Source organism: Pseudomonas sp. DY-1 (genome assembly GCF_003626975.1).
Classification (GTDB): Bacteria; Pseudomonadota; Gammaproteobacteria; order Pseudomonadales; family Pseudomonadaceae; genus Metapseudomonas.
This window is the reverse complement of sequence record NZ_CP032616.1, coordinates 2,384,075-2,398,596: the sequence shown is the minus strand read 5'-3', so window position 1 is coordinate 2,398,596 and position 14,522 is coordinate 2,384,075. Positions and strand designations below refer to the sequence as shown.

Here is a 14,522-nt window from a genome sequence, read left to right as displayed (position 1 = left end):
TAGAGATCAGCCGCGTCGATGGAGCGACGCGGCTGGTACTCATTCCACGCCGACGAACCCTCCGGTCTGGTGCTGCCAGAGCCGCGCGTAGAGACCACCGCACTCCAGCAACTGCGAGTGACTGCCGCTTTCCACTATTCGCCCCTTGTCCAGCACCACCAGGCGATCCATGCGCGCGATGGTGGACAGACGGTGGGCGATGGCGATGACCGTCTTGCCGTGCATGAGCGTTTCCAGACTTTCCTGAATGGCGGCTTCCACTTCAGAGTCCAGTGCAGAGGTGGCCTCGTCGAGGATCAGGATGGGGGCGTCCTTGAGCAGCACGCGGGCAATGGCGATGCGCTGGCGCTGGCCGCCGGAGAGCTTTACGCCGCGTTCGCCGACATGGGCGTCGAAGCCGCGCCGACCGTTGGCGTCCGAAAGCTGTGGGACGAATTCGCCGGCGCGGGCCTTTTGCACCGCATCCAGCAGTTCGGCATCGCTGGCGCCGGGGCGGCCATAGAGCAGGTTGTCGCGGATCGAACGGTGCAGCAGCGAGGTGTCCTGGGTGACCATGCCGATCTGAGCCCGCAGGCTTTCCTGGGTTACCTGGGCGATGTCTTGGCCGTCGATGAGGATGCGTCCGCTTTCCAGGTCGTAAAGTCGCAGCAGCAGGTTGACCAGGGTCGACTTGCCGGCACCGGAGGGGCCGACCAGACCGATCTTCTCGCCAGGCCGCACCACCAGGTCCAGGCCCTCGATCACTCCGCTGCCCTTGCCGTAGTGGAAGGCGATGTGCTCGAAACGCACTTCGCCTCGCTCTACCCGCAGCGGTGCAGCGTTCGGGTGGTCGGTCACCTGGCGCGGCACGGCGATGGTCTGCATGCCGTCCTGTACCTGGCCGATGTTGTCGAAGATGCCGGTGACCACCCACATGATCCAGCCGGACATGCTGATGATGCGGATCACCAGCCCGGTGGCCAGGGCAATGGCGCCGACGCTGATCAGACCCTGGTTACAAAGCCACAGGGCCAGGCCGCAGGTGCTGACGATCAGCAGGCCGCCCATGATGGTCACGGTGGCGTCCATGGCGGTGATCACTCGCGCCATCGCCTGGCTCTTCCGGGTTTGGTCGCCGATGGCTTCTCGGGCGTAGTCCTCTTCCTCGCGGGTATGGGCGAAGAGCTTGAGGGTGGCGATGTTGGTGTAGCCGTCGACAATGCGCCCCATCAGCCGCGAGCGGGAATCGGAGGATTCCACGGAGCGCTGCTTCACTCGCGGCACGAAGTAGTAGAGCGCATAGAGGTAGCTGGCTATCCACAGCACCAGGGGAATCATCAGGCGCCAGTCGGCCTCGGCGAACAACACCAGGGAACTGATCGCATAGATCAGCACGTGCCAGAGGGCGTCCACCGCTTGCACCGCCGAGTCGCGCAGGGAGTTGCCGGTCTGCATGATGCGCTGGGCGATGCGCCCGGCGAAGTCGTTCTGGAAGAAGCCTAGGCTCTGTTTCAGCACGTAGCGGTGGTTCTGCCAGCGGATCAGGTTGGTCAGCCCGGGCGTGATGCTCTGGTGCACCAGCAGATCGTGCAGGCTGTTGAACAGCGGTCGCAGGATCAGTGTCACCACGGCCATCCAGGCCAGTTCTGCACCATGCCGCTGGAAGAGTTCTCCCACCGGCGTGGCCTGGACCAGGTCGACGAGGCGGCCGAGGAAGCTGAACAGTGCCACTTCGATCAGGGCAACGATCAGCCCCACCAGCAGCAGGGCGCTGAAGATCGGCCATACCTGGCGCAGGTAATAGACGTAGAAGCGCAGGACGCTGCGCGGCGGCATTTCGTCTGGCGCCTGACGAAAGACGTCGATCAGACGCTCGAAGCGTTGGAATAGCATGGCGAATCCATCCGAAGGATAAGCGGTCGACCCGGGCTTCCTTCCCGGGTCGAGAGCGTCAGAGCCGCTTGGCGGAGAGAATCACTACCGGCTGCAGCGGTACGTTCTGGAACATGCCGCGATTGCCGGTGGGCACATTGGCGATCTGGTCCACTACATCCATACCACGCACTACCTTGCCGAACACCGCATAGCCAAAGTCGCGGCTGCCGTGGTCGAGGAAGGCGTTGTCGTTGTGGTTGATGAAGAACTGGCTGGTGGCCGAATTCACCGCCTGGGTACGAGCCATGGCGAGGGTGCCACGCAGGTTGCGCAGGCCGTTGTCGGCTTCGTTCTTGATCGGGTCACGGGTGTCCTTCTGGCTCATGTCGGTATCGAAGCCGCCACCCTGGATCATGAAACCAGGGATCACGCGATGGAACACGGTGCCGTTGTAGAACCCGGCATCCACGTAGTCGAGGAAATTCTTCACGCTGACAGGGGCCTTGTCGGCTTCCAGTTCCACCTCGATTTCCCCAGCACTGGTGGTCAGAAGCACATGGGGCTTGTCGGCGGCCATCAGGCTCAGGGAGACGAACAGGGCGCAGGCGCCCAGGACGAGTTTCTTCAGCATGGGATTTGGTCCTTTTTGCGCTCCACTTCAGCAATGAAGTCGAGCAGGGTGGTGTTGAAACGTTCGGGTTGATCGAGTGGGGTGGCATGGCGGGAATTCTTGATGACCACCAGGCGCGCGTTCGGTAGTTCCTTCACATACGTCTCTTTCTTGGCGACCGGGGTGTAGTCACGGTCGGCGGTGATCACCAGTGTTGGGCACTTGATGCGCTGCAGGCGATCGCGTACGCCCCAGCCAATGATGGCGTTCAGCGCGGAAAGGTAGGCGCGTTTGTCGTTCTGCGGCCAGCGTTCTTCGATCTTGCGGCGCAGGTCAGCCTGCTCGGGCAACGGGAACAACAGGCCGCCGAGAGCCTTGGCGATGCTATCGAGGCTGAGCAGGCGCGAAAGGGTCCAGCGCTTGGCGATTTCCAGGTACTCCTTCGGCGAGTGGGGTTTCACCTCGGGACCGCTGTTGACGATGGTCAGGCTGCGCAGCAGTTCCGGGTGATCGACGGCGAGCTGGAAACCGATCATCCCGCCCATGCTGATGCCGACCAGATGCACGTCGATCAGCTTGAGGTGCTCGATCAGCGCCGTCACGTCATCGGCGAAGGCGGCGATGCTGTAGCGCTCATTGGGCTTGTCGGAGCGGCCGTGGCCGCGCACATCGATGACGATTACCCGATAGTGGGCGGCCAGGGCAGGGACCTGGTATTCCCAATCGCGGGTGCTGGAGCCGAGACCGTGAATCAGCAAGACCGGCATGCCGCGGCCGTAGTCCTCGTAGTGCAGTTGGCAACCGTCGTTATCGAAGTAGGACATGCGTGGACTCCTGTCAGACGCTGGAAAGTGGCGCGGCGAAGGGGGCGTCCAGCGGCGCGGAGTCGAAGGTCTTGATCAGTTCGACCAGGATCTGCGACGCCGGCCCCAGGGCCTTGTCCTTGTTGGCATATAGATAGAACGCGGGGTGGCGGCTACCGCCCTGTTCCATGGGAAGCGGCTTGAGCTGCCCTTCCTTTATTTCCCGTTCGATGAGATGTCGTGGCAGCCAGGCGAAACCCAGTCCGCTGCTGACGAAGTTGGCGGCCGTGGACAGGCTGCCAACCGTCCAGCGCTGTTCCGCGCCCAGCCAGCCGACGTTGCGCGGCTGGGTGCGGCCGGTGTCGCGGATTACCACCTGCAACTGGCTTTCCAGGTCCTGGAAGCTGATCTCCCGCTGCAAACGATGCAGAGGGTGGTCTGGGTGAGCGACGGCGACGAACTCCACCGAGCAGAGTCCGGCCCCCAGGTAGCCCTGGATATCCAGCGTGGTGATTGCGAGGTCGGCTGAGCCTTCCAGCAGCACTTCCTCGACGCCGGACAGTACTTCCTCGCGCAGGCGCACGCGGCAGCCCCGGCTTTGCGGCATGAAAGCGGTGAGGGCACGCACCAGGCGGGCGTTGGGATACGCTGCGTCCACCACCAGGCGCACTTCGGCTTCCCAGCCCTGCTCCATATGGTGGGCGAGTTCTTCGAGCTGGCTGGCTTGCTTGACCAGTTGCCGCGAGCGGCGCAGCAGCACTTCGCCGGCTTCGGTCAGCACCGCCTTGCGCCCTTCGATGCGCAACAGGGGCACACCCAACTGCTCCTGCATCCGCGCAACGGTATAGCTGACCGAGGATTGCGAGCGGTGGGTCGCTTCGGCTGCCTGGGCGAAGCCGCCGTGGTCCACGACCGCTTGCAGGGTTCGCCACTGGTCCAGTGTCACGCGCGGGGCTTTCATGCGGAGCTGCTCCTCTAGCTGCTTATGCCGGCAGATTGCGCGCGCTCATGGCGCTGATTCCGCTTGCGGCGCTCTGTTAAGCTGGCGTTCTCTGCACTGGAGATCGCCCATGAAAAAACTGTGCTGTGCCTTGCTCGTCGTGTTGCCAACCCTGGCTTTCGCTTACCCCATCGAAGTGGAGAAGCAGTACAACGGCGCCGAGCTCGTCTACGACACCACGGACATCGACAACAACCTGGCCGCCATCAACATCCAGAACGTCGGTGGAACCACGGCAGAGTGCAAGGTGGTGTTCGTCAACGGACCCGAGACTCCCAAAGTGCGCAAGGCTGTCATCGAGAGTGGCAAAAGCGCCTACCTGACGGCCAACTTCAACCGCGCGATTATCAAGCTGCGGATCAAGCTGACCTGCAATCCCAAGTAGTCGGGGCGCGGATTCGGGCACAGCAAGCAGCCTAGTGCCCTTCCTGCTACAAATCAAATTTCTTGATACTTAGAAGCGGATATTTACGCTTTTTAATCGATTCTTGTCGAAATAATCTGCGCCCCATCGACGCAATCAACCCCCCGATGGAGGTAGCCCCAAATGTCCCGTGTACTCGTCATCGAAAGCAGCGCCCGTCAGCAAGGTTCCGTTTCCCGCCAACTCACCCAGGACTTCATCGCCAATTGGCAAGCCGCCCATCCGGCCGATGAAATTACCGTTCGCGACCTCGCCGTCGATCAGGTACCGCACCTGGACGCCGACCTGCTGGGTGGCTGGATGAAGCCCGCGGACCAGCAGAGCGACAGTGAGAAAGCCTCCCTGCAGCGCTCCAACCTGCTGACCGAGGAACTCCTGGCTGCCGACGTACTGGTAATGGCCGCTCCCATGTACAACTTCGCCATCCCCAGCACTCTGAAGTCCTGGCTGGATCATGTGCTGCGCGCTGGCGTTACTTTCAAGTACACCGAAACCGGCCCGAAAGGCCTGCTCACCGGCAAACGCGCTTTCGTCCTGACTGCTCGCGGTGGCATCTACTCCGGCAGCCCCCTGGACCATCAGGAGCCCTATCTGCGCCAAGCCATGAGCTTCATCGGGATCCATGACGTGATCTTCATCCATGCCGAAGGGCTGAACATGGGCAACGAGTTCCAGGAGAAAGGCCTGGCTTCGGCCAAGGCGCAACTGGCCCAGGTGGCCTGATTCACCGCGTCGCTCCTCGCTCCCTCCAGGTGCGCTGACGCTCCGTGCGCGCACCTTGCCTGCCCGGCCTGATACAGGTCGGGCTTTTTTGTTGGTGTCTGGGGGAGGTCGTCGGCCTCGATGGCGAATGAGTTCGCCTCCACCGGTAGGGCGCAATGCCGTTTTCAACAATGCGGGCGGCGGCCCTGCCCGGATGGTCAGATTTCGCCCTTGATAAGCTTCCGCTCGCGGCAAGGAAGGCGTATGTTCGCCGGCTGCTTTGCGAGGCCCCAGATGATTTCGCTCCACTCCCTTTCCTGCCTGCTGAGGCGGCCATGAGGCTGTCCGGTCGAGGTGTTGCGCTGTCGCTGACGGCGTCCGTCCTGTTTGCCCTGATGCCCGGATACGTGCGGGAGCTGGCGCCGCTCGATGGCGTGCAGATTTTCGCCCAGCGCGTGCTCTGGTCGATTCCGGTAGTGCTCCTGATGCTGGCGCTGACGCGCCAGTGGTCCACCTTTGTCAACGTGCTCGGGCGTCTGCGTCGTGAACCCTTGCTGTTGGCGTCGTTGCCGCTCGCGGCGGTGCTGATCGGCCTGCAATGGGGGCTTTTCCTCTGGGCGCCCCTGCAGGGGCGGATGCTGGAGGTTTCCCTTGGCTATTTCCTGTTGCCCCTGGCGATGGTGGTGGCAGGGCGAGTGTTCTATGCCGAGCACCTTCGGCCGCTGCAGTTGCTGGCGGTGATCTTTGCGTTGATCGGGGTGCTGCACGAGTTCTGGCTGACGCGAGCGTTTTCCTGGCTGACCCTGGTCACCGCCCTGGGTTATCCGCCGTATTTCATGCTGCGTCGCTGGATGAAGCTGGATGCATTGTCCGGTTTCATCCTGGAAATGGCGGTGCTGGCGCCACTGGCCATCTGGCTGATCCTGAACTTCTCACCGCCGGGTGCTTTCAGCCAGGCGCCGCAACTCTGGTGGCTCATTCCCGGTCTGGGGTTACTGGGCACCCTGGCTTTTGCGGCGATGATGGCGTCCAGTCGACTTCTCCCGCTTGGATTGTTCGGGATTCTCAGTTACGTGGAACCGGTGCTGCTGTTCGCGGTGGCAGTGGCCTTCCTCGGTGAACCGTTCAATCCCGCACAGCTCTGGACCTACCTGCCGATCTGGCTGGCAGTGCTGCTGATTGGCTGGGATAGCGCCAAGCTGTTACGCAAGCAGGCCCGACAAGGCCTGTAGCACGTGGTCCCGCAGCAGTGGGGCGAGGTTCTCCGGTTGAGGCTCGCCGGGTTCGAACCAGGCCAGTTCTTCCAGTTCGGCCGCCGCTTCCACGCCGTGGGGCAGACGGGCGACGAAGATTTCTGCGTCCACCCAGGTGTTCGCTTCGTTGGCGGCTGGCGCGTGGAAACGGCCCAGTGGATTCAGGGCTGATGCGTCAAGTCGCAATTGCAGCTCTTCCCATAGTTCACGCTGCAGCGCCTGCAGCGGACTTTCGCCGTCCTCGCGCTTGCCGCCCGGCAACATGAACGCATGGGTGCCACGCTTGCGCACCAGCAGCAGGCGGTCTTGTGGGTCCAGCAGGCATGCGGCGGCGATATTCAGGGTGGTCATGGTGTCTCGGCTTCCGGCAGGAGTTGGTAGTGCAGCTGCACCACGCCGGTGGGAAAGCTGCGCTGCTCGCGAAGCTGGAGGCGGCGCCCGAGGCCGGTGGCGAACATCGGGATACCCGCGCCCAGAAGCAGCGGTATGAAGCTGACCACCAGTTCGTCGAGCAGCCCGGCAGAGTAGCAGGTCCCCGCCAGCGAACCACCTCCCACCAGCCAGATTCGTTTGCAGCCGGCGGTGGTCAGTTGCTCGATGGCCTGGGCTGGCGTGTCGTGGCTGATCTGCACCGCTGGCGCTGCGGGAGACATGTCGCTACGGGTCAGCACGATGCAGGGCTTGCTCGGGTAGGGCCAGTCACCGCCGAAGGCCAGGATGGTTTCGTAGGTTGCTCGTCCCATCAGCAGGCCGTCGACGCTGTCGTAGAACGCCTGGAAGCCGTGGTCGTCTCCCGAGGCCTCGATCGGTTCCAGCCAGTCGACGCTGCCATCGGGACGGGCAATATATCCGTCAAGGCTGGCGGCTACGTAGTAGATCAGCGCTGCGCGCATGACGAGGCTCCGGAAAACAGGTGGGAAAAGCCTATGCCCGCTTGGCGATTCCGTCGCTGTATCGCTCGGAAATCGGGCGTTTGCTCGCAACTCCGGGTAACCTATGCAGCTGTTTACGCTTTCGATCGAGGTAGTCCTGTGTTTTCCCAATTCGCCCTGCACGAACGTCTGCTCAAGGCCGTTGCCGAACTCAAATTCGTCGAGCCGACTCCGGTGCAGGTGGCGGCCATTCCGCCTGCCCTGGAAGGGCGCGACCTGCGGGTGACTGCCCAGACCGGTAGCGGCAAGACCGCCGCCTTCGTCCTGCCGTTGCTCAACCGACTGATCGGCGAGGCCAAGCCGCGCGAACGCATCCGCTCGCTGATCCTGCTGCCGACCCGCGAGTTGGCCCAGCAGACCTTGAAGGAAGTGGAGCGTTTCTCCCAGTTCACCTTCATCAAGTCCGCCCTGGTTACCGGCGGCGAAGACTTCAAGGTGCAGGCCGCGCTGTTGCGCAAGCTGCCGGACGTCCTGATTTCCACCCCTGGGCGCCTGATCGAGCACCTCAATGCCGGTAGCCTCGACTTGCGTGAAGTGGAAGTGCTGGTACTGGACGAGGCTGACCGCATGCTCGACATGGGCTTCGCCGAAGACATGCAGCGCATCACCGAGCTGTGCAGCAACCGCGACCAGACCCTGCTGTTCTCCGCCACCACCGGCGGCAACGCCCTGCGCGAAGTGGCCAACAAGGTGCTGCGCGATCCGCTGCACCTGCGCCTGAACAGCATCGACCAGCTCAGCGAAGGCACTCGTCATCAGATCATCACGGCCGACCATCCTGAGCACAAGGAACAGCTGGCGCGCTGGCTGCTGGCCAACGAGACCTACCAGAAGGCAATCATTTTCACCAACACCCGCGTCCAGGCCGATCGCCTGTACGGCCATTTGGTGGCTGGCGGTTACAAGGCCTTCGTGCTCCATGGCGACAAGGACCAGAAGGACCGCAAGCTGGCCATCGACCGCGTGAAGCAGGGCGGCACCAAGGTGCTGGTGGCGACGGATGTCGCCGCCCGTGGCCTGGACATCGAAGGCCTGGACCTGGTGATCAACTTCGACATGCCGCGCTCCGGCGACGAGTACGTACACCGTGTTGGCCGTACCGGTCGTGCCGGTGGCGAGGGCCTGGCGATCTCGCTGATCTGTCACAACGACTGGAACCTGATGTCCAGCGTCGAGCGTTACCTCAAGCAGACTTTCGAGCGACGGGTCATCAAGGAGCTGAAAGGCACCTACACCGGTCCGAAGAAGGTCAAGGCATCCGGCAAGGCCGCTGGCGTCAAGAAGAAAAAGACCGACAAGAAGGGCGACAAGAAAGCGCCTGCCAAAGCCGCCGCGCCCAAGCGCAAGCCGAGCAAGCCTCGCGAGGAATCTCGCGTGGTCAGCAACGACGGTCTGGCGCCGCTCAAGCGCAAGAAACCGGCTGCGGAGTAACGATGCGTAGGGTCGCCGCCTTGGCTTCGCTGCCCGCGGCGATCCCGGCATCGGCTGAGGTCTATCGCTGCGTACAGCCTGATGGGGTGGTGCAGTACACCGATCGTGGCTGCGCTTCTCTAGATGCTTCGCAACCCTTGGCGAGCGGCGATCCGGGAGCTGTAACGGGATTGCTGCAGCATGCCGAATCCAGCGTTCGCCAGGTTGTTCCATGGCTGGATGGCCTCAGCCTGTGGCAGCTGCTACTGCTCACCTACGCGCTCATGAGTCTGGTCTGCTTCGTTGCCTATTGGCGCGACAAGCGATTCGCCAGGGCCGGAGCGCAACGCACTCCCGAATTCCGCCTTCACCTGTACGAACTCCTCGGCGGCTGGCCGGGCGGCCTGCTGGCCCAGAGGTTGATCCGCCACAAGAACCGCAAGGTCGCCTACCAGGTGAAGTTCTGGCTGATCGTGGCCTTGCATCTGGGATTGCTGGGGTGCTGGGCGTTGCATTGAGGCGAGCCCGGCGGACCTGCGGCCCGCTTGGCGAATGAATTGGCCCCTACAAGCAAAGCGTCGAGGTGCGGGTAAGGCACGTACCGCGCCCTCGCCCACTAGTGGGGAGAGGGCTTGGGCGAGGGGGCGTCTTAGGGCACCAGCACGATCTTCCCGTCTCGTTCGCCCGCGGCTGCTGCGGCAACGGCTTCCTTGATCCGGCTGATGTCGTAGGTCGCGGCAATTCGCGCCTTGAGCTTGCCGGTGGCTATTAGCTGGATCAGTTCGCCGAACAACTGCATCTGCTGCTGCGGGGTCGCCTGGCGGAACCAGCGAGCCAGCCAGAAGCCCTTCAGGGTCACATCACGGAACACGAAGGAACCGGGGTTCACCTGGCAGGGCTCGCCACTCATGCGACCGTAGTTCACCAGCACGCCGCCTTCGGCCAGGCTGGCCGCGAGGTGGTCCGTGGAGGCGCCGCCTACCGCGTCGATGCCCAGTTTCACCGGTGCGCCGCTCGTGGCTTCACGGACGCGCTTGGGCAGGTCGGGGCCGTCCACCAGCACCACGTCACCGCCTTCGGCCTGCACGCCGGCCACCGCCGATTCGCGGCGTACCACGTTGATGGTTTTCAATCCGCGAATCTTAGCCAACTGGACCAGGTAGCTACCCACTCCCGAGTTTGCGGCGTTCTGGATCACCCAGTCGCCCGGCTGCAGGTCGACGAAGTCGCGCAGCATCAGGTAGGCGGTGGGCGGATTGACGGTGAGCATCGCCAGTTGCTGCGGATCGGCACTGGGCAACGGGATCAGTTGTTTGGCGTCGGCGACCAGATGCGTGCGCCAGGTGCCGCAGCCCACCGGCAGCAGCACGGTCTGGCCGGGCTTGAGGCCCGTCACGTCGGCGGCCACTTCGAGCACTTCGCCAACGCCTTCGTTACCGCCGATGGCGGGCAGTGGTGGCAGCATGCCGTATTCCCCAGTGAGGGTGAGCACGTCGGACGGGTTGATGGGGGCTGCCAGTACTTTCACCAGCGCCTGGCCGGCGGCCACCGGCGGGAGTTCCAGTTCCACTGCCTCGATCACATCCTGAGGCACCGGGCCACGGGTCTTGTATTCGGCTTTGAGCATGACGCTTCTCCTGGCGGCTTGAGGGGAGGTTGAGTCTAGCCGCAGGCGGGCGAGGGCGACTGAATCCAGCATTATTCCCACGGCTGATTGGATGGCGCGATGAAGACGCTGGAGGTCGTTCTGAGGCTGGCCACAGGCAGCGCCTTTGCTAGGTTCGGCGGCGAAGCAGGATTCGGGGCTTCCTCACGCTCACGCAAATCATCGAGGGAACAAGAAGATGAAGATCGCCAAGACACTGATGTCCGTTGTGCTGTCCATAGGCCTGGCTGGAGCCGCCCAGGCCGCCACCGAGTTGAAGCACTGGCCGGAGCCGGCCGCCAAGCAGTTGGATGCACTGATCGCCAAGCATGCCAACCAAGGCAACTTCGCCGTGTTCGACATGGACAACACGAGCTATCGCTACGACCTGGAGGAGTCCCTGCTTCCGTTCCTGGAGATGAAGGGCGTGCTCACCCGCGAAAAGCTCGATCCTTCGCTCAAGCTGATCCCTTTCAAGGACGTGAAGGGCCACAAGGAAAGCCTGAACAGCTACTACTACCGGCTCTGCGAAGTGGACGATCTGGTCTGCTATCCCTGGGTCGCCCAAGTGTTCTCCGGTTTCACCCTGCGTGAACTGAAGGGGTACGTCGATGAGCTGATGGCCTATGGCAAGCCGATTCCCTCCACTTATTACGAAGGGGATGAGGTGAAGTCCATCGAGATCAACCCGCCGAAGATATTCACCGGGCAGAAGGAGTTGATGAACAAGCTCAGCGAGAACGGCATCGAGGTATACATCATGACTGCGGCCCTCGAAGAGCTGGTGCGCATGGTCGCCTCGGACCCGAAGTACGGCTACAACGTCAAACCGCAGAACGTCATCGGCGTCACCACCCTGTTGAAGGACCGCAAGAGTGGTGCCGTGACCACCAGCCGCATGCAGATCACCGATGGCAAGTATGACGAGAAAGCCAACCTAGACCTGGAACTGACCCCGTATCTCTGGACTCCTGCTACCTGGATGTCTGGCAAGTACGCGGCCATCCTCAGTTACATCGACGAGTGGAAGAAACCCATCCTGGTCGCTGGCGACACGCCGATCAGCGACGGCTACATGATGTTCCACGGCACTGACGTGGCCAAAGGCGGCATCAACCTCTGGATCAATCGCAAGGCCAAGTACATGGACCAGATCACTGCGATGCAGAAGCGCAATGCCGAGGCCCAGGCCAAGCAAGGGCTGCCGGTGACGGCGGACAAGAACTGGGTAGTGGTGGTGCCCGAAGAGATCCAGTGACAGCCAGTTCACGATCATTCTGCAGCGGCCGCCTTCGGGCGGCCGCTTCGTTTCATGCACTAGAGTCACTCCTGTCGGCTTGATTGGTGAATCCGCCTGTCCTGCCTGGACAGTGAAGCCGTGTGGCATGGCTGCTACCCTGCCGGGCCTTGCTCGAAATCCAGTCACGGAGTGATCGATGAAGTACCTGGCGCTCGCGCTCAGCCTGAGCCTCCTCGGCTTGCCATCCACCGCCATGGCCTGGTCCAACCATGCCCTTGGCACCGCTCTGGCGCTGGCCGGCTTGCCGCAGGTCATGGACGCGCCGCCGGTGCAGGTGGAAAGCCTGGAGTCTTTCCTGGAAGAGGAGGGCGTTGCCCTGGAGCAACTGCTGGACGAGCAGGAGGAGTTCTTCCGGGAAAACCTGCCGGACTACCCGGCTCGGCCCGACGACCTGCGCTGGATCCCAACCCACGGAGGCGACCATCGCAAGGCCTTCCTGATGGCGCTGCGGGTGAACCCGGAGATCAAGCTGGCGTACTTTGTCCAGGCCCTGCCGGGCATGGACTGGAGCGGTCGGACGTCCCTCGATGCCTCTGACGTGCTGGTATTCCGCAAGCTCAGCCTGTGGCGCGAATGGCGTTTCTACCAGGTGCAGCCCGGCGAAACCCTGCCGGCCCTGGCGGTGGTCGCCAGTGCTGCCGATGAACCGGACTACGGTCACGACATCAACCTGTTCAGCGACAACCCCGGTGAAGTCGGCGCCCGCTACAACTTCGGCAAGCAGCCGTTCGGCGATGCCCGTTTCGAATACTCGTCCCAGGCGCCGTTCCACATCGGTTATTACCACGAGGATGAACTCATCTATCGGGCCGCGCCGTACCTGTCGCGCACCTACCCCGAGGTGCGGGTCTACCAGTACCTCGGACTGGCGCGCTTCGCCTTCGAGAGCGGCCACCCGTACTGGGGCTATCGCTTCCTCGGCTGGGGCCTGCATTACATTCAGGATCTCACCCAGCCCTATCACGCCAAGGCATTGCCGGGGCACGGTACGCCCCGTCTGTTCTGGATCGCCCTGAAGGCTGCGGTGGGTCTGGACAGCGACAAGCTGGCGGCCATCGAGCAGGTGGCCAACCGGCATACCCAGGTGGAGCAGTACCAGGCCGACTGGCTGCGTAAACTGCTGCGCGAAGGCAGCAACGACAATCCGTTGCTGCGCGCCTATGCCGACAACCGTACCGACGATGACTACCCGCCCTTCGATGGAGAGTCGCTGCGGTTGGTGGTGTCCCAGGAATCCTACGATGCTGCCGATGACTTCGATGAGCGCATTGGTCACTGGCTGGCGAGTGGCCAGGCGCAGTCCGGGTTCAGCCAGGGCAACCAGCTCGCGCCCCTGCCCGAGGACGTCCAGCTCAACCAGGCGCTTGTGCGGCTGATCCGCCACTTCGGAGCGCACAGCCGCAATGCCACTCGCGCGACCTTGCCCTGATCCACCTCAGAGGCGGATCACATGGCCTTCGTCGGCGGCCACCCGGCCGTGGAAGAGGTTGCCGATCAGCTCCTGAGCCGCTTCGTAGCCCTGGCCCTCGACCACCCGTAGCCAGGGGCGGGGCGAGCGACTGACCTGCTCGTAGAAGTTCAGCAGCCCCTCGCCGATGTGCCGGCTGACCTGTTCCGGCCCCCACTCCGCATTGCGTTTGCGGATCTGTACCGGGGCGAAGAAGAACTCCGGCTGTGGGCCAACGGGGCAACTCAGTGCGTTGGCTTCCGGAGTCTGGGCGGAGCCTGCGAAGCAGCTGTATACGAGGCTCGATCCAAAGTGCCGGTGTACCCGGGCGCGCAGTGCGAGGTCGCCGGAAAAGTCGACGTAAAGGGTGGGCTGGTCCGTCGTCAGGCTCTCCAGTTGGTCATAGGTGCAACTCTGCTGGTAACAGCCGAGGGCGTTCACGAAGTCGCTGTTGCGTGGTGACGTCATGGCTACCAACTGGCGACCGGCGTGGTGTCCAAGGCAGGCGGCGGTGCCATAGGCGGTCTTGCTGGAGGCGCTGGAAAACACCACCTGACGGGCGCCGAACAGATCGTTGTCGCCGAGGAAGTCCGCCAGCATGGACGAGGTCAGGAACAGCGGCTTGAGCAGTATCTGCAGCGCCTCGGTCTCTGGGCTGTAATAGCTATCCCAACTGCAGCGCGTGTACTGGTTGTAGGCCGAGGTGAGGTTGCGGCGGTGTTCTGCACCATCGTAGAAACCCCGCGGCGTAACCCGTTCCGGCTGCATGCGGACATGGCTGGCGATGGGGAAGTATCCATAGAAGCGCTCGCCGATTTCGATGCCCGCTGCTTTTGAGTCCAGCACGTCGGCAAAACCCCACACCGGCATGTGACCCCAGCCTTCTTCATGTGTGGGGAAGAACTGCCAGTACTGCATGGAGTCGCCAAAGGCGGCGTAGGTGATGTTGTTGGTGGTGAGGGAGAAGAGGCCCAGGCGCAGGACGATCTCGCCATCGGCCGCTTCCAGGCTTTCTTCCTTTTGCACGAGGCGTGTCTGATCAAGTGCACCCTTACGGGTGAACAGGCGTGATACTGTGCTGCGATTCGACATTTCCGGCTCCAGCGTTGGTGGGGTTGGAACAGGCTAGCAAGAGCCTTCCA

14 protein-coding genes and 2 pseudogenes are annotated in these 14,522 nt (G+C 62.9%); 8 read left to right on the top strand and 8 right to left on the bottom strand.

All coding sequences use genetic code 11. The features are described 5' to 3' along the window. Window positions 1–39: 39 nt before the first annotated feature. From D6Z43_RS11435 to D6Z43_RS11420, 4 genes are read right to left on the bottom strand one after another with little or no spacing between them, the layout of a single operon-like run. Entirely contained in the window at window positions 40–1,872 is a 1,833-nt protein-coding gene (locus D6Z43_RS11435) for an ABC transporter ATP-binding protein (RefSeq protein ID WP_120652175.1), read from the bottom strand. Window positions 1,873–1,930: 58 nt separating this feature from the next. Beyond that, window positions 1,931–2,485: a peptidylprolyl isomerase gene (locus D6Z43_RS11430; RefSeq protein WP_120652173.1), complete on the bottom strand. Its 555-nt coding sequence runs from the start codon at window positions 2,483–2,485 to the stop codon at window positions 1,931–1,933. Next, window positions 2,479–3,288 carry an alpha/beta fold hydrolase gene (locus D6Z43_RS11425; RefSeq protein WP_120652171.1) on the bottom strand — a complete coding sequence of 270 codons (810 nt, stop codon included), beginning with the start codon at window positions 3,286–3,288 and terminating at the stop codon, window positions 2,479–2,481. The genes D6Z43_RS11430 and D6Z43_RS11425 overlap by 7 nt, the downstream gene beginning before the upstream one ends. Before the next feature lie 13 nt (window positions 3,289–3,301). Beyond that, window positions 3,302–4,228, bottom strand: a complete 927-nt coding sequence (locus D6Z43_RS11420) for a LysR family transcriptional regulator (RefSeq protein WP_120652169.1) — start codon at window positions 4,226–4,228, stop codon at window positions 3,302–3,304. A 109-nt stretch (window positions 4,229–4,337) separates the two neighbouring features. On the opposite strand from D6Z43_RS11420, the gene D6Z43_RS11415 reads away from it, so the two are divergent. The 3 genes from D6Z43_RS11415 to rarD all read left to right on the top strand — a co-directional run bounded on the left by D6Z43_RS11415 (window position 4,338) and on the right by rarD (window position 6,625). Further along, window positions 4,338–4,652: a 3-phosphoglycerate kinase gene (locus D6Z43_RS11415; RefSeq protein ID WP_120652167.1), complete on the top strand. Its 315-nt coding sequence runs from the start codon at window positions 4,338–4,340 to the stop codon at window positions 4,650–4,652. Between the two features lie 162 nt (window positions 4,653–4,814). Beyond that, window positions 4,815–5,414, top strand: coding sequence for an FMN-dependent NADH-azoreductase (locus D6Z43_RS11410; RefSeq protein WP_120652165.1), 600 nt, complete (start codon window positions 4,815–4,817; stop codon window positions 5,412–5,414). 314 nt (window positions 5,415–5,728) lie between these two features. Then, on the top strand, window positions 5,729–6,625 hold the full coding sequence (gene rarD, locus D6Z43_RS11405) for an EamA family transporter RarD (RefSeq protein WP_120652163.1): 897 nt from the start codon (window positions 5,729–5,731) through the stop codon (window positions 6,623–6,625). Here the strand turns inward: rarD and D6Z43_RS11400 are convergent. Together D6Z43_RS11400 and D6Z43_RS11395 are read right to left on the bottom strand one after the other, a co-directional pair. Continuing rightward, complete coding sequence (locus D6Z43_RS11400; RefSeq protein WP_120652161.1) at window positions 6,596–6,997, bottom strand: NUDIX domain-containing protein; 402 nt, start codon at window positions 6,995–6,997, stop codon at window positions 6,596–6,598. The genes rarD and D6Z43_RS11400 overlap by 30 nt on opposite strands. After that, entirely contained in the window at window positions 6,994–7,539 is a 546-nt protein-coding gene (locus D6Z43_RS11395; protein ID WP_120652159.1) for a dihydrofolate reductase family protein, read from the bottom strand. The genes D6Z43_RS11400 and D6Z43_RS11395 overlap by 4 nt, the downstream gene beginning before the upstream one ends. A gap of 138 nt (window positions 7,540–7,677) precedes the next feature. On the opposite strand from D6Z43_RS11395, the gene D6Z43_RS11390 reads away from it, so the two are divergent. From D6Z43_RS11390 to D6Z43_RS28345, 3 genes and pseudogenes are all read left to right on the top strand, one after another. Further along, the gene (locus tag D6Z43_RS11390; RefSeq protein WP_120652157.1) at window positions 7,678–9,009 is read left to right on the top strand and encodes a DEAD/DEAH box helicase; all 1,332 of its coding nucleotides are present in this window, start codon (window positions 7,678–7,680) and stop codon (window positions 9,007–9,009) included. A 2-nt stretch (window positions 9,010–9,011) separates the two neighbouring features. Next, window positions 9,012–9,116: pseudogene (locus D6Z43_RS28350) on the top strand (DUF4124 domain-containing protein); the annotation flags it as partial. Between the two features lie 105 nt (window positions 9,117–9,221). Then, window positions 9,222–9,473: pseudogene (locus tag D6Z43_RS28345) on the top strand (DUF1294 domain-containing protein); the annotation flags it as partial. 164 nt (window positions 9,474–9,637) lie between these two features. Here D6Z43_RS28345 and D6Z43_RS11380 read toward each other — a convergent pair. Then, window positions 9,638–10,615, bottom strand: coding sequence for a zinc-dependent alcohol dehydrogenase family protein (locus D6Z43_RS11380; protein WP_120652153.1), 978 nt, complete (start codon window positions 10,613–10,615; stop codon window positions 9,638–9,640). A gap of 238 nt (window positions 10,616–10,853) precedes the next feature. Between D6Z43_RS11380 and D6Z43_RS11375 the strand changes: the two genes are divergently transcribed. Together D6Z43_RS11375 and D6Z43_RS11370 are read left to right on the top strand one after the other, a co-directional pair. Then, window positions 10,854–11,891, top strand: a complete 1,038-nt coding sequence (locus D6Z43_RS11375; RefSeq protein ID WP_371924417.1) for a haloacid dehalogenase-like hydrolase — start codon at window positions 10,854–10,856, stop codon at window positions 11,889–11,891. 178 nt (window positions 11,892–12,069) lie between these two features. Then, entirely contained in the window at window positions 12,070–13,362 is a 1,293-nt protein-coding gene (locus D6Z43_RS11370; RefSeq protein WP_120652149.1) for a phospholipase, read from the top strand. 6 nt (window positions 13,363–13,368) lie between these two features. Here the strand turns inward: D6Z43_RS11370 and D6Z43_RS11365 are convergent, their stop codons facing one another. After that, a complete protein-coding gene (locus D6Z43_RS11365; protein ID WP_120652147.1) occupies window positions 13,369–14,472 on the bottom strand; it encodes a DUF2855 family protein in 1,104 nt (367 codons plus the stop codon). Between the last annotated feature and the right edge of the window lie 50 nt (window positions 14,473–14,522).